Below are 21547 nucleotides of genomic sequence, written 5' to 3'. Positions count from 1 at the left end.
TTGCTGTATGTTATAAAATTGTTGCTTCGTTTTTATTTCCTATTGTTTTTTATAGCTTTTATTGAACTAGTTTTGTTTCCTATCCGTTAAATTCTACTTTTTATTTTTGATTTTATTTTTAGAATAATAAAATTTCCTCATAATAATTTATTTAATAAATATCGTCATATTAAATAAAAATTTTTTACAATAAATAAGTGTGACTTCAATCACTCTACATTTCAATATTTCTTCAGTATGTTTATATGCAGAGATTCAAAATTAATAAATCAGACATTTATTTATATTGCTTAATAGTTTAAGCAAATAGGCTTCTTATTATCAAAAAAACGAAATGCAAATAGATATGTGTTGTTACATATATTAAATGCGTTAAGGATATCATAATGATCCATGCTTTTATTAAAAAAGGGAGCTTTCAGGATTCCGTTAGCCTGATGATTATTTCCCGAAAATTAAGTGAAGCCCCTGAAGTGGAAGAAATTTCCGTCATGATGGGAACACCAGCGAATAAATCTCTTCTTGATGTCACCGGTTTTTGGCATGACATGTTTAACGAAGCAACGCCGAATGACATTTGTGTTTCGATTAAAGCGGAATCAGACGATCCTGCGATTATCGACATGATTTCTACTGCGTTAGAAGAAGCACTAGCAGAAATTGCAAGCGGTCAAAAAGGCGGTAACAAATTAACGACAGTACGTAGCTGGCGTACCGCTAAACAAAAAAGCACTAATGCCAATATGTTACTTATCTCTATTGCTGGTGAATATGCCGCGGAATTGGCTGACACGGGCTTAGATGATGGTTGTAACGTCATGCTGTTCTCTGACAACGTTTCTATTACAGATGAAAAAGCACTAAAAGAAAAAGCTGCAGCAAAAGGTTTGATTGTGATGGGGCCTGACTGTGGTACGGCAAATATTGCAGGCGCACCTCTTGCTTTCGCTAACATTGCACCTAAAGGCTCTATTGGTATTGTTGGCGCATCAGGTACGGGTATTCAAGAAATTACCTCTCAAATCGTTTTACAACGCCAAGGTATTTCTCATTCAATTGGTTTAGGTGGACGTGATTTAACCGAGGAAATTGGTGGTATCAGTGCTGTAACTGCTATCAATATGCTAGCGGCAGATCCTAATACGCGTGTTATTGCTTTTGTTTCTAAGCCACCCGCGCCTGCTGTTCGTCAAAAAATTATTGCTGAAATGAAACGCCATAATAAACCGATTGTGGCGCAATTCTTAGGCACAACACCTGAGAAATTCCAAGACGACAATATTTATTTTACTCGCACGTTAGATGAAACGGCGCGCATTGCGGCTGAATTAGCGCGTGTTGAAGATATCGCGGCTGAGTTACCAAAAGTTACAGGTAAGAAAATCATTGGTCTTTATGCCGGTGGTACGCTAGCGGCTGAGTGCGCCATGTTGTTATCCGAAAAACTTAATGTTGAAGTCGATAATGAACATAAGCAAGGCACAATGCTAGATGCTGATGGTCATAAAATCATCGATATGGGTGATGATTTTTATACACAGGGTAAACCACACCCAATGATTGACCCATCTACACGTAACAAATTTATCAGTGAGCTAAGCAATAAAACAGAGGCTGGCGTGTTACTGGTTGATTTTGTTATTGGTTATGGTGCAACTCAAGATCCTGCCGGCGCGTTAATTCAAGAAATCAAAAAACTGAATGAAAAACGTGGCGAAGCCAATCCATTAATCACCATCGCAACCATTACTGGTACTGAAGATGATCCGCAAAACCGTAGCGAACAGCAAAAACAGCTAAAAGAAGCGGGCATTATTGTCATGGATACGTTGCCAGAAGCGGTTTTATTAGCAAAAGAATTAATCCAGCCACATCCAGCAGAAGCACATGCTGAAGTGTCACCACTGCTTAACGGGATCTCTGTGATCAACGCTGGTCTACGTAGTTTTGCAGACGATCTGCAATCAAGTGGGACTCCTGTTGTGCATTATCAGTGGGCACCTGTCGCAGGTGGCAATAAAAAACTGGCTGAAATATTAAAGAAATTGAAATAAGGAATTGCAGATATGTATTCAACTATCGAACAAGCGAATGAAGCAGTTATCGAACGTATCCGTGAAGCCCGTCCTCACTGGTGTGATGTTAATTTAGCTAAAGAAATTGTACCAACTTTAGAGACAGGTAAAAAATTACTTCATGCAGGCCCTCCTGTAACTTGGGAGGAAATGAGTGGCCCTGTTCGCGGTGCATGTATTGGTGCTTCTTTATTTGAAGGCTGGGCAGAAACTGAAGAACAAGCATTAGTGATGTTAGAGGCGGGGGAAATTGAGTTTATTCCTTGCCATAACGTAAATGCAGTAGGCCCTATGGGAGGGATTACTTCTGCTCATATGCCAATGTTAGTCATCAAAAACCACATTCATGGTAACTATGCTTACTGCAATATGAACGAAGGTATCGGTAAAGTGATGCGCTTTGGTGCTTACGGCCCAGATGTGCAAGAGCGCCTACATTGGATGAAAAATAGCTTAGCGCCAGTATTAAAAGCAGCGATTGCTACTTTTGAAAATGGTATCGATTTGACTGCAATTATGGGGCAAGCCATTACGATGGGGGATGAATTCCACCAACGTAATATTGCAGCTTCAGCCCTGTTACTGCGTCAATTGGCACCAGTATTAAGCACATTAGATTTTGAAGATGCTGAAATCACAAAAGTAACTAAATTCCTGAGCATTACAGACCAATTCTTCCTGAACTTAGCAATGGCTTATTGTAAAGCTGCGATGGATGCAGGTGCTCAAATCAAACAAGGCACTATCGTTACCGTTATGACCCGTAATGGTAGCAACTTTGGTATCAAAATCAGTGGAATGGGCGACCAATGGTTTACGGCTCCAGTGAATACACCACAAGGTCTGTTCTTCTCTGGTTTTAGTCAAGCAGATGCAAACCCAGATATCGGTGACAGTGCAATTACTGAAACTTTTGGTATTGGTGGCGCAGCCATGGTTGCAGCACCGGGTGTGACTCGTTTTGTTGGTGCATCAGGAGGTATGGATGCCGCGCGAGAAGTGACTGAAGAAATGGCTGAGATCTACCTTGCGCGTAACATGATGTTGCAAATTCCAACTTGGGATTTCCAAGGTGCGTGTTTAGGTTTAGATGCTCGTCGCGTTGTTGAAACGGGGATTACGCCACTGATTAATACGGGGATTGCGCATAAAGATCCGGGTGTCGGTCAGATAGGCGCAGGAACGGTACGCGCACCTTTAGGTTGTTTTGAGAAAGCGATTGTTGCACTGGCAGAAGAGTTAGGTATCGATGCTTAATCGTGCGTTGTAACGATAAATCACAGCAATAAAGGGGGCATTATGCAAATTCAAGCACTTCAAACCAGCCAACATATTACTGACTTTGAAAGTGAGATTAAATGTGTGGGCATTTATGATCATGCTTTGAATTTCATTTGCCCTCAACAACGTTTAATCACTTTTCATCGTGAAGGAAGAGGATTAAGCCCGATGGGATGGTTACTGAAACAAGATGATTTTGACTATTTTGCAAAACAGTGTCATCCCTCGGTCATGATGAGTCTAAAAGATCATCAAGCAATACTCGCCAATAAACTTACTCTACTAGCAGGTCAAGGTGAGAATTTGCGTTTACAAGATAAAGCGGAATTAGATTTGCGTTGGTTAGAAAGTTTTTTTTCTCTGCTTTCACCCTCAATTACAACAGGGTTATATGGACCATTGAAAAATTATCGCCAAATCGCGCAGCTCAGTGAAATTAAATTATTAATTAAGCTATTTCATAATCAGTTAGTGGGCAATGCTGTTAACTGGGCTATTTTTACAGGGAAAGGCCCCGGATTAACGCCAAGTTCAGATGATATGCTAGTAGGAATGTTATTTGCACATTATTTAGCAGAACCAGAAAAAAAACTTAATTATTTTTTTAATAGCACTCCTCCTTTATCTGAATTGACCACCGTTGTCAGTAAGCATTATTTGGAATATGCCACCCAGGGAATATTTTCTACCTATCTCATTCAACTAGGTAAAAAAATAAAGAATAAAGAGATTATTTTTAAGGATATGTTGGAAATACTCTCTATTGGTCATCATTCCGGTGCAGATACATTACTGGGATTATGGATTGGTTACCAAACTAAAAAACAACAACAGCATATTGGTTAATTTTTTTTAATAAAAGAATTTATATAAACATTCGGATACGGATAATTATGAAAACAATTGTTATTGCTTTAGGCGGAAATGCATTATTGCAACGCGGAGAAATTTTATCTGCTGAAAATCAATATAAAAATATTGAATTAATGTCAGAGACAATTAATAAATTAGCAAAAGAGTACCGTGTTGTATTAGTACACGGCAATGGGCCTCAAGTTGGATTGCTTGCACTACAAAACCTGGCATATCAAGATGTTCCTGCATATCCGTTGGATATTCTAGTGGCTGAAAGCCAAGGTATGATTGGTTATATGATGATGCAAAAAATTAATCAAAATAATCCAGAACAAGCAATTACAACGGTAATGACGCGTGTTTCTGTTGATATTAATGATGAAGCATTTAACGATCCAAGTAAATTTATTGGCCCTATTTATGATGAGGCAGATAAAGAAGAATTGATTGCGAAGTATCAATGGACATTTAAACAAGACGGTAAACATTACCGCCGTGTTGTACCGTCACCAACACCGAAAAAAATTATTGATATCGAAGCGGTAAGACTTTTATTAGATAAAGGTCATGTTGTTATTTGTGGTGGTGGTGGTGGTATTCCAGTTAACAACACAAATAATGAATTTATTGGTAGTGAAGCTGTTATTGATAAAGATTTAACAGCGGCTTTAATTTCTCGTGAATTAAATGCAGAGCACTTTGTTATTTTAACAGAGGCTGATGCTATTTATAAAAATTGGGGTACACCAGAACAAGCCGCAATTCGTGAAGCAACACCAGAAGAACTTGCACCAATGGCTGTCGCTGATGGCGCAATGGGACCAAAAATTATGGCGGTGAGTGATTTTGTTAATGCAACTGGGCAACAAGCACATATTGGTGCATTACAAAATATTCAACAAGTTATTGAAGGTCAGTCTGGCACTTTAATTTATAAGTCTTAATAAAAATGCTTTCAGGAGCGTCATTATGAACGATGCACAAGTGAATGAGAAAGGCAAAGTCCCTTATTGGGTCAAACTGACCATTATCTTCTTCTTTGGTTGGATTGCACTTTATGGTAGCCGCGCCATTGTCGGCCCATTAATGGTAAATATTGGTGCTGAGTTTGATCTTACTAAAGCTCAACTTGGTTCTATCATGAGTATTTTCTTTATCGGATATACTGCACTCAATATTCCATCAGGCATGATTGGTGACTATTTAGGTAAGAAAAAAGTATTAGTAACAGGGGTTGTGCTCTTTGGTGGATTTACCATTATTGCGGGGATGATGCCAACTTACGTGACCTTTATGTTTGCATGGGTCATGGTGGGGATCTTCCAAGGTTTCTATTATGGTCCTCAATATGGTTTATCTTCAGAAGCGATACCGAAACATCGTATCACGTTAGGTAGTGCAATTATCAATAGTGGTATGGCATTTGGTCTGTCTATTGGTTATTACATCTCAAGTATTTCTGTTGGTGAGATGGGAATGAGTTGGCGTGCGCCATTCTACATTATTGGTGTTCCTATTATCATCATCGGTTTGGTGATGCTATGGATCATTAAAGATAAACCCAAAGCACAGCCTGCAACAGAAGCGGGTGCACCAAAACAGAAAGTTAAGCTGACATTTAAAGATTTATTCGGCAACCGTAACATTAACCTTGCATATGTTACCATCTTCTGTTCAATCTATGGCTTCTTCGTATTAGTAACTTGGTTGCCGTACTACTTAGAAACTGAGCGTGGAATTACAGGGACACAAATTTCAACTATCGCATCATTAATGCCGTGGTTTGCTATTCCTGGTTCACTTCTTTTTAGCTGGGTTTCAGATAAAATTGGTCGTCGCAAACCTGTATTACTGGTCATGTTACCTCTGTCATTAGTCGCTATTCTTGCTGTGCCAATGTCAGAGTCAATGCCTGTGTTAATTGGTGCTCTGATCCTTTATGGTATTGTGGGTAAAATCAGTACAAACCCGGTTCTTGTTGCTGTTGTTGCTGATAACTCACCACGACACGCACTAGGTACATCGTTTGGTGTTTATAACTGTATTGGTATGCTAGGTTCTGTCTTTGCACCGACATTAACTGGTTTCTTATCAGATAAAACAGGTAGCATGGACTCTGGTTTCTACTTTGCCGCTATTCTGATTTGTATTGGTATTGTGGCAAGCCTCTTTATTAAAGAAAGCAACAACAATAATGAAGAAGTAAAAGCGTAATTTAGTATTAGATCATTTTTGAATAAATAATAAAAGGGCAAACTTCGGTTTGCCTTTTTAATTTAAAGGATCGTAAAACGATTGTACGCTGGGATGATTCTGCTTGAACAATTCCACTAAATAACTTACCACAGCGCCTTTTTTATCTTCACACCATGCTAAAGAAAGTGGTGAATTATGGCGACGGTTTTTTACTTCTTTAGCAATTAGCTGTCCACTATCAATAAGCGGTTTGCATAAACTTAATGGTAAAAATCCGATACCGACGCCTTTTAAATGACAAGCTAATTTTGTGTGTAAATCAGGTACACGGATTTCATGCTGACCTGATAAGCGCCATGCTGTGCGTTTAGAAAGATGTCGGGAAGTATCTTCTACATTAACTGCGGAATACATTCGCATTTGATCATCACTTAATACCCCACTGATATTGGCTAAAGGATGATTAGGTGCGACAACAAATTGCCATTGAATTTCGCCCATGGCACAAATATTAATATTATTCTTAAGGGATTCATTACCAGTAACCCCGATAGCAAAATGATAATCCTCGTTAATAAGCGCATCCCAAACGCCCATATAAACTTGGCGAGTAATATGAAATTGTGTTGAAGGGAAACGTTGATGAAGGCAAGCCAGCATACTGGCAACAGCAGTGCGATCATAAAGTAGATTATTAATAACAATATTCACTTGGTGTTCGACACCTGCATTCATTTGTTGAAGCTCAACAGGCATCGATTCTAACCATACAATCCATTGGCGGCATTTTTCTAGTAAGTATTCACCCGCTGGCGTTAAGGTCACGGTTCTTGTTGTACGATTAAAAAGTTGAGTACCAATATTTTCTTCTAATGTTTTAATACGGTAACTAATGGCCGCTGATGTTTTATGAAGCACATCGGCCGCTTTCGTAAAACTTTGGCAATCGGCGACCTGTATAAAAGTACGGATCATTTCTTGGTCTAACATATTTTTTGTCCTGGTGGTGAAAAAGGTAAAATTTCAGCAGATAATGCTGAACTAAACAAAGCTTACCTATTTTTTCTAAGGTCTATACTGCAAAGTAAGACAATTTCTTATCGTGTTAATGGATGTTATTATTTTTGGCTTGTTGTTGTGTGCCGTATGAAATTTTGATTATTTATAGATAAGCGATAAAGCATACTAACAAAAATTTCACCAGATGATGGGAGCAAATAAGAATATCTATATTCCATTTGTGTGATTGCTTTCACGTTTCACTCATCCTTTTACCGATGGCCTTAAGATATCAGTAAAAGGTGGTGAAAGTCAGGACAAAAAATCTTTCAATAAGATGTAGAAAAGGAGATTAAGCTACTTTAAATGGGTAAGTAAAAAAGAGTAGATGAGTCAGATTAAGCGTAAAATGAAACGCAGTTGAAACCCAAATCCGACCACTCCACATCCAAGCCAAGCCATAAATAACCCCCGCGAGAGATGCGAAGATAACCAACAGTACCCCTCCAGCAAAGTGTGCAAAGCCAAAAATAATGGCTGCTATTAACAGAGCAACATAAGGAGGAAGGTAACGTGATAAGGTTTGTTGAATAACACCTCTAAATAATGCTTCTTCAGCAAGAGAGACAAAAAAGAGGTTTGCCAGAATAAATGCAGGTAACCAGTGTGGTAAGTGAAGCTCAATAGCTAACCCCCCTAATTTTACGGCAACGAGTAATAATACAGGGATTGCAATAAGCAACATTAACCATTGCAATTTATTCGCTTCTTTTAATGGATTACAGACAAAAAGGGTAGGAATAAAAATGAGAAAAATAAAAGGCAACAATGCTTTATCCGCATTGAAGTAAAACGAAAAAGGGACGCTTTTTATTCCTATAGGGGTATGTGAAAGGTAACGTAAATTGTTAAAACCAGGAATAAGGTGAAAAGCTAAACCACTGGCAATAATAATAAGAGCAAGAATGATAATTGCCCGAAGCAGTGGTTGTGTTTTATAACGGGAATAGGCAAGAGCTAGTAACAGAATACTAAAGATAATTGGTAAAGTTTGCCATGCAATAATGCCTGTTATAAATGCGCTAAGTGTTGTAACTGCAAGTGTAATAAGTGCAAGTGTGCGATTAAAACCCAAAAATGACAAAGATAAAGCAAGAAGTAACCAAGTGATCATAATTATAAAGGATCTAAAATGAAAAGGGGCGCTAGGGTAAAAGATAGCAGTCTTCTAGGCTATCATTATAAATAAAAAAGTAGAGAAATCAGACCTCTTTAATTGCTATAATTTTATTTAATCTATTGATTTATATGTAATATAAATAATATTGATTTTTGCTCTAAAATTAAAACAAATGTTTAATTTATATAATGATAATCAATGATTGATATTAAATGGGTATGGAGAAAAAAGAGAATATCAAATGCCGATAGCTTTAATATCGGCATTTTAGTCTATATTGGGCTAGTTTATTTTTGATTAAACCAAGTAGAACTAAACGTAAAAATAGCGAATGACATGGAAGAAAATAGGCGCTGCAAAACAGAGGGAATCCATTCTATCCATCATACCACCATGACCTTCTATCATTGTGCCAAAATCTTTTACGCCACTGTCCCTTTTTATTGCCGACATACATAAGCCACCTGCAAAACCCGCCAATGTAATCGCTAAAGAGAGTAAAAAGGCTGCCCACCATGAAAAAGGTGTTGCCCACCACAACATCATTCCGATTAGGCTGGCGGAAATAATGCCACCGAAAAAACCTTCAATGGTTTTATTTGGACTTAATTTAGGCACGATAGGATGTTTGCCAAATAATTTACCAAAGACATATTGAAGTACATCAGAAACTTGTACCACTATCATTAAAAAGAGCAGTAAGTTGATATTACGGCCTTCAAAACCTTCGATTGGTAACATTAACAGTGCGGGGGCATAACTTAGGCAATAAATTGCTATCATCACACTCCATTGCACTTTTGCCATACGCTCTAAGAAATGGCGGGTATCACCGGAAAGCGCCATACGTGTTGGGATTAATAAAAAAGCGTAAACAGGGATAAATACAGCCATTAAATTATACCACTGCACGCCAACAAGAACGTATTGGATAGGCAAGATCACGAAGAAGCACCAAAATAATGCTTCATGATCGCCTCGGTGTGTTGGGGTTAATGTAATGAGTTCACGAAGAGCAAGCCATGAAATAATTGTAAACAGTATGACAGAGCCAATTACACCAATACCGATTGCAACGCCTGCAATAATACACATTACCCACCAAGCGTTGATCCTTGAATTAAGGTTAGTAATTGTTGAGGTAGGGCCTTTAATTGCTGCGAGAATAGCCCCAATGATGCTGGCAACAATTAAGAAAGAGAAGAGTCCGATAAATATCCAGAGGACTTCATTATTAATACGTTCCATTGTGTAACTCCTCTAATGCACTTTTTGCTCTTATCAGAAACTCTTGTTTACTTTCATTTTCATGAGTGGATGCTATGGGGGCACCAAAAATGGCACTGCAAATAACAGGAACAACTAAGTGAGAACCTTTCGGGAGTACTCGATTTAAGTTTTCAAGATAAATAGGGACTAATTGAACATTGGGATTTTTACGAGAAAGATGCCAAAGACCTGCTTTAAAATCTTGAATAGATTCGCCATTGCCCCTTGTGCCTTCAGGGAAAATAATTAGGGATTCACCTTGATCTAAAATATCTTGCATGATAGCCAATGCATTGACTTTATTCGACGTTGATGATGTGTTTCTGTCCATTATTTGGTTAGGTATCTTTTCATCTTGGCTATTTTCTTCTGTGAAATTCATTTTAGTCGCATGACGAGGAATAAGGATCGCTCTAAAAATACGGCGAGATAAATAACGTCGTAGGCGATTTTTATTCCAGTAATCTTCAGCTGCAACGGGATGTACATAAGGGCGAATATTGGGTGTAAGACAAGACCAAATGACTAAGCCATCAAGATGGCTAGAGTGGTTAGCGTAATAAATACAAGGTGTATCCTTCGCAATGGGAGAGGTCTGTTTTGCACGAATTCCAGTTAGAAAACGGCAGATAGAAACTAATACAGATGAGACCACTTTTGCGTCTAAAGCAAGTTTTCCATTTTTCATTAATTAGGCACCTTGTGCTAAATCCCGTAAAATTCGACGGGTTCTGAAAATTGTAGTAAGTGTTGAACCTAAAATAATAATCCATAATGCAATAAAAAAGAGCCATATTCCCCAAAGGTTAGGAATCAAAGCGGCAATAACAGCAACCGAAGTGAGTAAAGCCATTCGATGTTGTTTCGCCATGGGGCCTGTAAAGTGTTGATCTAATCCACAGCTTCCACCTAATACTCGAACATAAGCGGTCATGACCGCAAAAAACGCACCTACCCAGCCTAAAGTTATCGCCATCGAAAAGTCAGCGGATAATCCATAGCCCACACCTAAAATAATCAGAGTATCTGCAATTCTGTCTGGTAATTCGTTATAAACAGCCCCAACAGGGCTTTTCATTCCGCCTTCAACAGCAACCATACCATCTAATAAATTACAAATAAGACGACCTTGGATCATTAATGCACCAAAGATCAACAAAAATGAGCGTAATAGACCATGAGAATAAGAAAGGGCAAAGAAGAGTAATAAGCTAGCAAGTAATGCAAATATAATGCTAAACACCGAAATACCATTGGGTGTTGCTCCTTTTTGCTGTAAGTAGCGACTACATTTTGTTGCCCAGTTTGTTTGTCTTGCTTTTATAGGACGGCGATTTTTATCTTGGTTATTCATTTTTTTTGTAAAAAAGCGAGTTAGGTGGATATAGCATAAGACTATTTGTTCAAAGTGAGAATAAGAAAAAACGTATAAGTTTATCTTATATTTCAAAGATACGAATTTATTCCATATTTAATAATCAAATTAAGACTATACATAAATTATCAATAAATATTTACTTTTCTAAGGGTTAGTACTTATCCCATGATAAGAGGTTATACTTACCTTGAGAGATCATTTAATGATAATCTTTATTGGAGTATTATTAAGTAGAAATGATAAATAATGTATTACATTAATTAAACTATAAAGAGAATAAATTTCTTAAGTAAGAGGGAGTATAAAGGGTAATAATAATTATTATTTCTTATTTTACTGCTAAAATGACGGTAATTAAAACACACTAGTTAGAATTTTCTTATTAAAAAAATTTTGTTTAAGTCAAAAATAAAATCGCATAAAAAATCTTTAAATGAACATAAAAAAAGAGACAAGGATTTCTTTTGTATTATTTTTTAATCGTTAATAATTTTCTTCGTGAAATAAGAATAAAGAATAATAAGAATTAAAAATGAGAAGATTCATATTTATAAAAAGTAAAAAATGATTTATATCAAATGAAATGCTTCATCTATTCTTATATTACTATTATTAATAAAAAACAGTGATTATAGTTATTAATAATAGCGATTATGAGAATAAAATATACAAGTGTTTTAAATTGAAATTAAGCGAACACTAATGAAAGGGTGGCATCAAAATAAGTTGCCGCCCCTTCTATCGTAGAATGGAGTCTAACGTATTAATTATTCCCATATTAGGTACAAATCATCCAAAATAGAATGTTTTTAGAAGTACAGTTTTCTCTCATTAATAGAAAATAATGAAAATTGAACAGGCTATATCGTTATATCGTAGATATTAAACCTATTGATAAATAAAATTCACATGAGTAAATCAGCCAGCTTTTAAGTCATATTTCTTAAAGAAATCATATTCTTGAACCAATTGTGGTAGTGATCTTATTTTCAATTTTGTATACATATTTGAGCGATGTACTTCAACAGTACGAGGTGATAGCGAAAGTTTTTCTGCCGCTTCTTTACTCGTATTTCCCTCAAGGATCATCTCCATAACTTCTTTTTCTCTATTTGATAACTTACCAAATTTATCTTTTAAAGATATATATGTTCGAAATTGCTCTACTTCACTTTCATAATGTAGAAAGGATTCAGAGACAATATTAAGAAGCTCATTTACATTCAAAGGGCGAGTTAAATATTCAAAAGCGCCTGATTTAAATGCACTACGACAACTCTCAATGGAACTATCCCCAGAAATAATAATAACAGGGATGATGTTTTTCAATTTGTTGAGTTCTTTAATCAGTGCAATTGATGGTGCAGCACTGTTTTTTGTATTAATGATGATACACTCTTTATGCGCTCCTTTTGTTGAAGAAAAATAGTATTTCAAGAAAGCCTGTTCATTTGAATAGGTTTTCACATTAGCTGCTAAAGAAGAAAGAACAGCTTTAAGTTGAACTTTTGTACTGTCATCTTCAAAAGTGATTAAGTGGATTATTGATTCCATATGTTGCTCCTGGTTTTACTCAGCTCTTAACTAAAAAGTGAATAAGTAACGAAATTTGACTAATTTATAAGTTTTTTGTGTAGGGTAACATTCACGTAACGGAGCCATATTCAGAATATATCAAATTAAAAATGATTAATACTTCTGTATTATATTATAGATAAAATATCAGAACTTTGTTTTGTTTCAATATTTGTATTTTATAGATAAGAATAATTTATTTCTATAATGGATTTTCGGATAACTATTATTAATTGTAACTAAGTTTTTTACCGTAAGTGATTTTAACTATATTAAACGCAGTTAATAAGTAAAAAAATAATATATTTAGGTGCTTATTGGTAACGAATTTAATCGTAGTATTTAGTTACAATAAAATTCCTTTTGTGTTTGGTTGACTTTACTTCTTGTAAAATAGAACTTTATTTATATCTAACCTTGTTAATAACTTCATCGATCCAATACTGGGGGGTATCACTGAAAAAGGTAGCCCGACCTGAATCTATTTCTTTTATGATAGTCTTAAAGGCGATTAATAATCCTGCGTTATTAATACCAAAGACACTGAAATTTAATCAAAATACTATTGATCAATGTATCTATGTTCCAGATTATTCTGCATGAAAAATTTATGATGAGACACAACGTCTCTTCAATTGATGATGTTTTGAAAACAGATACCAGAGAGATATCATTTCTTATTGAAATAATCCCCCCTTAATCGAATGACAAGAAAATTTAGGGAGCGTTCATTTGTTGTCAATCTGATGGCACAGGATTGTTACAAAAAGACCCTTTAGTAACTTTTAGATCAGTGTTTTGACGCTATTATCTACACTATAATGGGGTTACGTATTCTATATCTGGATCTGGTTGCTGTTTTAGGATATGGCAATATGATGGAGTGCTGTTTTATTCGCTATTAACAACGATTCAATTACCTTGCTAATTAGCTGAACACGACGTTCTGTCAAAATTATGTTTTGTCATCGAGATAGCACTAGTATTTTTTTAAGTAGTCGATGCTATTTAACCGCGACTATTTACCTGATAACAACGTTACTTCACCACTCATAGCAAAAAGGTAAAAAACATGTGTCTTGTGGTGAAAAGACAATTACACATTCCTTTTCTTGATTAATGGAGAAGAAATCCAGGCACTCACTTATAGAGGTGTTATTAGTATGGATTGATGTGCAATATCTTCCTTTAATCGTTATGAATTGTGATAAAAACAGAATATAGTGAAGAAAAATAAATGCTTATCTTCAGGAGAGATTATGAAAGTCTGGTCTTTAGGTGATGCTGTTGTTGACCTGATCCCATTACAAAATATGCAATATGAGGCGTGTGCAGGTGGTGCTCCAGTTAATGTTGCTACTGGTGTAGCCAAGCTTGGTCAACAAAGTGGTTTTATTGGACGTGTTGGGGAAGATGCGTTCGGCCATTTTATGCAAAAAACATTGTTTGATTTGGGGGTTGATACTCGTGCAATGGAGTTTGATGAGTTTCACCGAACCAGTACTGTTCTTGTTTCTTTACAAGAAAATGGTGAGCGTGATTTCACCTTTTTAGTTGCCGAATCCGCTGATCAATTTTTAACAGAAAAGTCATTACCAATATTCGAAAAAGATATTTTGCATTTTTGTTCTTTGGCATTAGTGAATCCTATTTGTCGCTCAACCTTGGATACAGCAATCAATCGCATTAAAGAGACAGATTCATTGTTAAGTTTTGATATTAACTTACGTCCTCAAATGTGGCGTGATCACGAAGAAATGCGCAAAGTTATCGATGATTATGCACATAAAGCCGATATCTTGAAACTATCGGAAGATGAACTTACGTGGATGACTCAAGAAGTAACATTGGATCATGCACTAAAAAAATTAGAAGGTTATCCTGCGCGTTTAAAAGTGATCACACAGGGCTCTAAAGGATGTTTAGTGTTAACTCCAAACACTCAGGTCGCATTTAGTGCCTTTACCGTTGAATGTATAGATACAACTGGGGCGGGTGATGCTTTTATGTCTGGTTTGTTAGCCGCACTTGCTGAATATGGTTTTGCTGAAGATGAACAATACTTATCAAAAATAGTGACGCAAGCAGCTGCTTGTGGCGCTTTAGCGACAACTCAAAAAGGGGCAATAGCCGCTGCACCGAGTCGTAAAAAATTACAGGATTTTGTTCAGCAACAACCACCTTTACATGTCAGGGACATTTTCTAACAACGTACTGATTTTTTCTGGTTGCGGTTTACAGTGGTTTTCCTTAATCGTATTTTCTTTCTCGCCATTAATAATTACTTTTTTCGAAGTGGTTATTAATGGCGTTTTTTATATCTTCTATGCGGTAGGGCGGATGTTTAATCAATCAGCGATGCTGATCATATTGTTTTATCTATTTTAAGCGTATGATATTAAATCATATCGACTTTTATTAATGGAATATTAAATGTGGGCTCAATCGGGGGCAGTATTAGCCATTTTTTCTTATATTCTTTGGGGGATCACACCTCTGTTTTATCGGCTTTTACCCGGCGCTCAACCGTTAGAAATGTTAGCTCAGCGTTTAATTTGGTCTATTCCTTTATTATTGCTGGTACGACTTTTTATTAAGAATAGAACTCAATGGCGCGCGATTTTCCAGGATAAACGTTCTGTTTTTATGTGTTTATTTAGTTCAATGGCTATGGCGGTTTCTTGGTGTACGTTTACTTATGCATTAACACATCAACAAGTATTAGAAGCGAGCTTGGGGTATTTTATTAATCCTCTTTTCTCGATTTTATTAGGTGTGATATTTCTTAAAGAAAAGCTTAATCCAGCAGAAAAATGGGCTGTTACCTTAATTTGTGCGGGTGTGGGATATCAGTTGTGGATGTATGGTGAGTTACCTATTTTAGCTATTATGATGGGAGGTGCATTTGCTGTATATGGGCTAATTCGTAAGTTTATTCGTTTTGATGTAATAACGTCTTTATTTATGGAAACGCTCTGGTTGATGCCATTAGCAATAGGTGTGACTGTTTGGTTTTTTATAACAGATAAAAGTGCACTTCCTTCAGCTGATAATTTGACTCGTTTTTATTATGTTTTAACAGCACCGGTTACAATATTACCATTATTATTTTTTACAGCAGCAGTGAAACGAACGACGTTAACAGTCATTGGATTAGCACAATATATAGAACCTACTATTCAATTTTTACTGGCTGTTTTCTTATTTCATGAAGCTTTTGATGAAGTTAAAGGTGTCAGTTTTTCTCTGATTTGGTTGGGACTTTTATGCTGTATTCTTGCACTGATCCGAAAACGTCTTAATTATCTAAAAATCCAAAAAGGGAAACGTAGTCAAACATTGTGATTTTTCACTTTTTTGTTTGATTATTTTTTTGTCTGACTATTTTTCTATCACGTAAAATCCGTTATGCTATATAAAAGCAATCGTTTGCGTTATTGCAATTTTTATTAATGGTGAGGATAGATAATGACTGTGCTGGGTACGGCTCTTACTGCAAATGCAACAAAAGTGATGTTATTAGGGGCAGGTGAGTTAGGTAAAGAAGTCGCTATAGAGTGTCAACGCTTAGGCGTTGAAGTTATTGCGGTTGATCGCTATTCCAATGCACCAGCCATGCATGTCGCACATCGTCATTATGTTGTAAATATGCTTGATAGCAATGCATTAAAGCTAGTTATTGAACAAGAGCAACCTGATTTTATTGTTCCAGAAATTGAAGCTATTGCAACAACGTTACTGGTTGAGTTAGAACAAAAAGGGCAAAAAATTGTTCCTTGCGCGCGTGCTGTAAAACTGACGATGGACAGAGAAGGGATCCGTCGTTTAGCTTCGGAAACGCTACTTTTACCGACCTCAAATTATCAATTTGTTGATGATGAAGTGAGTTTTAAAAAAGCTGCTTTAGAAATAGGTTTTCCTTGTATTGTCAAACCTGTTATGAGTTCATCAGGTAAAGGGCAAAGTGTTATTCGTAACCAAAATGATTTAGCTCATGCTTGGGCTTATTCGCAAGAAGGCGGTAGAGCAGGGAAAGGACGGGTTATTGTTGAAAAAATGATCCCCTTTGATTTTGAGATAACCTTACTTACTATTCATGCTGTCGATGGCATTCATTTTTGTGCTCCAATTGGTCATCGACAAGAAAAAGGAGATTATCGTGAATCATGGCAACCTCAAAAAATGAGTGATATTGCACTTGCTAAAGCAAAGAATATCGCGAGCAAAATAGTTGAGAACTTAGGTGGTTATGGTTTATTTGGTGTGGAATTATTTGTGCAGGGCGATGAAGTATTTTTTAATGAAGTCTCTCCTCGTCCTCATGATACGGGATTAGTGACACTCATTTCACAGGACTTATCAGAGTTTGCGCTTCATGTCCGTGCTTTTTTAGGTTATCCCATTGGGGGGATTAGACAATTAGGTAATTGTGCTTCAGCAGTTATTCTACCAGCGCTTTATAGTACAAATATTATCTATTCCGGTATTGAAAAAGCATTAAAAGCGAATCGCCAGATCCGCCTTTTCGCTAAGCCTGAAATTGCGGGCTCTCGTCGTTTAGGGGTAGTGCTTGCCCACGCTGATACAATAAAACAAGCACTCGATGAGGCCAAAGATGGCGCTCATGCGATAGTTGTGGATGATGCTAAATAATAATATATCATCAGTTATCTATTTTACTGCTAAGTAAATACCATCAACTTAGCGGTAAAAATCCAGCTTTAATAAAATAGTCTTTTGCATAAGGGGATAAAATTTCCTGATATAAGCTATAAGCTTGTGAATGAATAAGTGTTGCACAATAGTGAGCCGTGACATTAAAAGGTTTTGGAATAGTGAATATTTTTAATTCAGGAAATTCACTTAATTGTTTTTGATAGTGCTGGTAACCAATAAAGGCATCCGCTTGATGTGTGGTAATTAAATAGTGAGCAGCTATTCTACCTTGAGGAATGGTAAGTGAATGCTCACCTCCAACCAAAGAAAGAGCTCGCATCTTTAATGCCTGACTTAACTTTGGGTCAATCTGCGCAATATTATCAAACAGTTGCCAACTATAATCCCCTGATGGATCTGCTTTTGGTGTGGATATCCCTAATTTTAATACGGTATTTGATAATACGCTAAGCCAGTTATCTTCTTCATTTACATCATTACGCCGAGCTGTAATACAAAGCTGATTGGCAATAAAAGGAGCATATTGTAGTGCAAAACCTTTATTGATTAATTGCTGTGCGTTATTCTCATCAGCAGAAAGAAATAAATGACAAACTTCCCCCTGTTCAATACGTTGGCGTAATAATCCTGCTGGCCCAAATGTAAGTGTCCACTTTTCACTAGTTTTTTGCTGATAATGCTCAATAAAAGCAGGTAGCGTTGCTTTTAAGCTACCCGCTGCAAAAAGGGAAAATGTCATTGTGCTATATCCTACTCTTTCCCTTGATATTGCGTGCGATAGAATTTTTGATACCAATCATTAGCGGCTTTTGGCATATCGATATCGCTAAATTTTTCAGGATATAATTTTTTAGCCATCCACAACTCACCAATTGCCATGGCTTCTGGCATTGGATACCCCCATGCTTTTGCATATTCAGGCATTAAATAGATTCGATTATTTTTAACGGCACTAATGACTTGCCAGCGTGTATCTTGTTTTATTTCATCAACGACTTGTGGGTATCTGTCTTGAACAAAGATAACTTCAGGATCCCAAGCAATAACTTGTTCAAGAGAAACTTGTTTATACCCTTTGACGGTTGATGCCGCGACATTGAATGCGCCCGCGTGCTCCATCATCAAGCCGGTATACTTACCTGAGCCATAAGTGGTTAAGTCAGGGTTTGCCATATAGGCTCGTACACGTTGTTCTTTAGAAATATCTTGTAAGCGCTGACTTACGTGCTCACGTTGTTTAAAAGTATCATTTACTAAGGCTTTTGCATTTTCTGATTTATTGACGATGTCGCCAATCAGTAAAATTCCCTCTTTTAGCCCTTCGTTATAGGCTTGCTCTTCATTTTGTAATGTTGGATTAAGTGTTGATTTATCATCATTAATTTCTTTACGTAATGAAATAGCGACCACTGGAATACCAAGAGTTGAGATCTTATCGATCATTTCTTTAGGAGCATAATTAGTGACAAAAACAACTTGAGGTTGCAGTTTTACTAGGCTTTCAGCATCGAAACGAGTGAGATCGCCTACTTTGGGTATATTTTCCAGTGATGGCGCTAATTGCGCATAGCCATCACCTAATTGTTGTTTCCAGTTAGACATTACACCAACAATTTTATCTGTAGCATCAAGTTGAACCAGTAAGTTCAGCGTTTGATGTTGTAAAACAACAGTTCTTTCTACTTTATCTGGAATGGTTACGGTACGACCAATTTGGTCTACGATTTGTCTGTCTGCGTAAGAAAGTGACGAGAGAAAAAATAAGCCAATACCAAATAAACCGTATTGTAATAAAGATTTCATAATAATAAACCTGAGTAAATATCGCTGTATAATAAAATATACAACAAGTATTATTTTAGCTCAAACTTTAATCCTATAAGTTCTTTTATTGTTTTTATTGGCTTAATTTTTTACGTTACCCTTGAAACTTGCTTAACTATCCCCACTTTTTACTCATATTGATTTTTTTCGCCAAATTAGGATTAATTGAGGTAAAAATGAGTATGAAAGGTCAGGAAACAAGAGGATTTCAGTCAGAAGTTAAACAACTTCTTCAATTAATGATCCATTCTCTTTACTCCAATAAAGAAATTTTCCTTCGCGAATTGATTTCTAACGCATCAGATGCGGCTGATAAATTGCGTTTCCGTGCATTATCAGATGCAACTCTTTATGAAAATAACGGTGAATTACATGTTCGCATTTCCACTGATAAAGAGAATCGAACTCTGACTATCAGTGATAATGGTATTGGTATGACTCGCGATGAAGTCATTGATAATCTAGGTACTATCGCAAAATCAGGTACCAAATCATTTTTAGAATCTATCGGACAAGATCAAGCTAAAGATAGCCAATTAATTGGTCAGTTTGGTGTCGGATTCTATTCTGCGTTTATCGTTGCAGATAAAGTGACAGTACGCACTCGTGCAGCTGGCGAAAGTGCAGATAAAGGTGTTTTTTGGGAGTCTGAAGGCGAGGGTGATTACACCGTTGCTGATATTGAAAAAGCAGATCGCGGGACTGAAATTACGCTTCATTTACGTGAAGGTGAAGATGAGTATCTAGACGATTGGCGTCTGCGTAGCATTATTAGTAAATATTCCGACCATATTTCTTTGCCTGTTGAAATTGAAACGAAAAATGAAGAAGACGGCACAGTAACTTGGGAGAAAATTAATAAGGCGCAAGCACTTTGGACTCGTAATAAAGCTGAAGTAAGTGATGATGAATATAAAGAGTTTTATAAGCATATCTCTCATGACTTTGCTGATCCATTAAGCTGGGTACACAACCGCGTTGAAGGTAAACAAGAATACACAAGTTTATTATATGTGCCTTCAAAAGCGCCTTGGGATTTATGGAATCGTGAACAGCGTCATGGCTTAAAACTGTATGTACAGCGTGTTTTTATTATGGATGAAGCTGAGCAGTTTATGCCTAATTACCTACGTTTTATTCGTGGGTTAGTTGATTCTAATGATTTACCACTAAACGTTTCGCGTGAAATTCTGCAAGACAGCTCTGTTACACGTAACTTACGTAGTGCATTAACTAAACGTGCATTGCAAATGTTACAAAAACTGGCAGAGAATAAGCCTGAAGAGTATCAAGCATTCTGGAAAGAGTTTGGTTTAGTCTTAAAAGAAGGCCCAGCAGAAGACTCATCTAACATTGAAACTATTGCTAAGTTACTACGTTTTGCATCAACACATAACGACAGTGATGCTCAAACCGTTTCACTGGAAGATTATGTTAGTCGCATGGTGGACGGTCAGGAAAAAATCTATTACATCACCGCTGATAGCTACGCTGCTGCAAAAAATAGCCCTCATTTAGAGCTGTTCCGCAAAAAAGGCATCGAAGTATTGCTGTTATCAGATCGTATTGATGAATGGATGATGAATTATCTGACAGAGTTTGATGGCAAATCATTCCAGTCTGTTAGTAAAGCAGATGAATCTCTTGATAAACTGGCTGATGAAGAAAAGCAAGCTGAACAAGAAGAAACAGATAAACAATTAGCACCTTTCGTTGAACGCATTAAAACGTTGTTAGGTGACAAAGTGAAAGAGGTGAAATTAACACACCGCTTAACGGATACACCTGCGATTGTGACAACCAGTGCGGATGAAATGACCACACAAATGGCTAAATTGTTTGCAGCTGCAGGACAAGCCGTACCTGAAGTGAAATATAACTTTGAGTTAAACCCAAATCACCCATTAGTGAAACAAACATCAGAGTTAACCGATGATGCTTTATTTGCTGATTGGGTAAATTTATTACTGGATCAGGCATTATTTGCTGAAAGAGGCTCTTTGGAAGATCCAAACCAGTTTATTCGCTTAGTGAATCAACTTTTAGTTCAAAAAGCGTAACTGTTTTCGTTTTCAAACATTTAAACCACGTTTCTCTGAAAAGAGAGCGTGGTTTTTTCTTTTTCGACAAAAATAAAATGCAATCGCTACCGTGATTTCTTGAGCGATGACCTCACAAAATGGTATGGTAATGCGTTTTCGAGTTTAAATATAAAAAATTAAATGCAAGGGGATTTAC

Annotated in this window: 17 protein-coding genes; 9 read left to right on the top strand and 8 right to left on the bottom strand. The window is 36.7% G+C overall.

The window, feature by feature from the left end; genetic code table 11:
* The first annotated feature begins 386 nt into the window (after window positions 1-386).
* Genes GWJ05_RS09105 through GWJ05_RS09085 form a run of 5 tightly spaced genes read left to right on the top strand, consistent with a single transcriptional unit; the run spans window position 387 to window position 6425 of the window.
* Window positions 387-2054, top strand: coding sequence for an acyl-CoA synthetase FdrA (locus GWJ05_RS09105; protein ID WP_087803062.1), 1668 nt, complete (start codon window positions 387-389; stop codon window positions 2052-2054).
* A 12-nt stretch (window positions 2055-2066) separates the two neighbouring features.
* Window positions 2067-3332: a DUF1116 domain-containing protein gene (locus GWJ05_RS09100; RefSeq protein ID WP_161681369.1), complete on the top strand. Its 1266-nt coding sequence runs from the start codon at window positions 2067-2069 to the stop codon at window positions 3330-3332.
* Between the two features lie 42 nt (window positions 3333-3374).
* Window positions 3375-4202 (top strand): DUF2877 domain-containing protein, encoded by an 828-nt coding sequence (locus tag GWJ05_RS09095; RefSeq protein ID WP_036934753.1) that lies wholly within the window; start codon window positions 3375-3377, stop codon window positions 4200-4202.
* A gap of 47 nt (window positions 4203-4249) precedes the next feature.
* Complete coding sequence (locus GWJ05_RS09090; RefSeq protein ID WP_036934752.1) at window positions 4250-5155, top strand: carbamate kinase; 906 nt, start codon at window positions 4250-4252, stop codon at window positions 5153-5155.
* A gap of 25 nt (window positions 5156-5180) precedes the next feature.
* On the top strand, window positions 5181-6425 hold the full coding sequence (locus GWJ05_RS09085; protein ID WP_036934750.1) for an MFS transporter: 1245 nt from the start codon (window positions 5181-5183) through the stop codon (window positions 6423-6425).
* 57 nt (window positions 6426-6482) lie between these two features.
* Here the strand turns inward: GWJ05_RS09085 and allS are convergent, their stop codons facing one another.
* From allS to GWJ05_RS09055, 6 genes are all read right to left on the bottom strand, one after another.
* Entirely contained in the window at window positions 6483-7397 is a 915-nt protein-coding gene (gene allS, locus GWJ05_RS09080; RefSeq protein ID WP_036934748.1) for an HTH-type transcriptional activator AllS, read from the bottom strand.
* Window positions 7398-7758: 361 nt separating this feature from the next.
* Window positions 7759-8580 carry a CPBP family intramembrane glutamic endopeptidase gene (locus tag GWJ05_RS09075; protein WP_036934746.1) on the bottom strand — a complete coding sequence of 274 codons (822 nt, stop codon included), beginning with the start codon at window positions 8578-8580 and terminating at the stop codon, window positions 7759-7761.
* 318 nt (window positions 8581-8898) lie between these two features.
* Entirely contained in the window at window positions 8899-9834 is a 936-nt protein-coding gene (locus GWJ05_RS09070; RefSeq protein WP_036934745.1) for a phosphatidate cytidylyltransferase, read from the bottom strand.
* Window positions 9821-10543: a lysophospholipid acyltransferase family protein gene (locus tag GWJ05_RS09065; RefSeq protein ID WP_036934744.1), complete on the bottom strand. Its 723-nt coding sequence runs from the start codon at window positions 10541-10543 to the stop codon at window positions 9821-9823. The genes GWJ05_RS09070 and GWJ05_RS09065 overlap by 14 nt, the downstream gene beginning before the upstream one ends.
* A gap of 3 nt (window positions 10544-10546) precedes the next feature.
* A complete protein-coding gene (locus GWJ05_RS09060; protein WP_036934743.1) occupies window positions 10547-11209 on the bottom strand; it encodes a CDP-alcohol phosphatidyltransferase family protein in 663 nt (220 codons plus the stop codon).
* A 942-nt stretch (window positions 11210-12151) separates the two neighbouring features.
* Window positions 12152-12787, bottom strand: a complete 636-nt coding sequence (locus tag GWJ05_RS09055) for a response regulator transcription factor (protein WP_036934742.1) — start codon at window positions 12785-12787, stop codon at window positions 12152-12154.
* 1280 nt (window positions 12788-14067) lie between these two features.
* On the opposite strand from GWJ05_RS09055, the gene GWJ05_RS09050 reads away from it, so the two are divergent.
* The 3 genes from GWJ05_RS09050 (at window position 14068) to purT (ending at window position 17461) form a co-directional block, all read left to right on the top strand.
* A complete protein-coding gene (locus GWJ05_RS09050; RefSeq protein WP_036934741.1) occupies window positions 14068-15015 on the top strand; it encodes an aminoimidazole riboside kinase in 948 nt (315 codons plus the stop codon).
* Window positions 15016-15241: 226 nt separating this feature from the next.
* The gene (gene rarD, locus GWJ05_RS09045; protein WP_036934740.1) at window positions 15242-16153 is read left to right on the top strand and encodes an EamA family transporter RarD; all 912 of its coding nucleotides are present in this window, start codon (window positions 15242-15244) and stop codon (window positions 16151-16153) included.
* 123 nt (window positions 16154-16276) lie between these two features.
* Window positions 16277-17461 (top strand): formate-dependent phosphoribosylglycinamide formyltransferase, encoded by a 1185-nt coding sequence (gene purT / locus GWJ05_RS09040; protein ID WP_036934739.1) that lies wholly within the window; start codon window positions 16277-16279, stop codon window positions 17459-17461.
* A 43-nt stretch (window positions 17462-17504) separates the two neighbouring features.
* Here the strand turns inward: purT and GWJ05_RS09035 are convergent, their stop codons facing one another.
* Window positions 17505-18224, bottom strand: a complete 720-nt coding sequence (locus GWJ05_RS09035; protein WP_036934737.1) for a substrate-binding domain-containing protein — start codon at window positions 18222-18224, stop codon at window positions 17505-17507.
* 11 nt (window positions 18225-18235) lie between these two features.
* Window positions 18236-19288, bottom strand: coding sequence for an ABC transporter substrate-binding protein (locus GWJ05_RS09030; protein ID WP_115370706.1), 1053 nt, complete (start codon window positions 19286-19288; stop codon window positions 18236-18238).
* 197 nt (window positions 19289-19485) lie between these two features.
* Here GWJ05_RS09030 and htpG point away from each other — a divergent pair, with 197 nt between their 5' ends.
* On the top strand, window positions 19486-21369 hold the full coding sequence (gene htpG, locus GWJ05_RS09025; RefSeq protein ID WP_036934733.1) for a molecular chaperone HtpG: 1884 nt from the start codon (window positions 19486-19488) through the stop codon (window positions 21367-21369).
* The last annotated feature ends 178 nt before the right edge of the window (window positions 21370-21547 follow it).

Source organism: Proteus sp. G2626 (assembly GCF_009915985.1).
In the GTDB taxonomy this organism is placed as follows: domain Bacteria; phylum Pseudomonadota; class Gammaproteobacteria; order Enterobacterales; family Enterobacteriaceae; genus Proteus; species Proteus vulgaris.
This window is presented reverse-complemented; position numbering and strand designations above follow the sequence as displayed.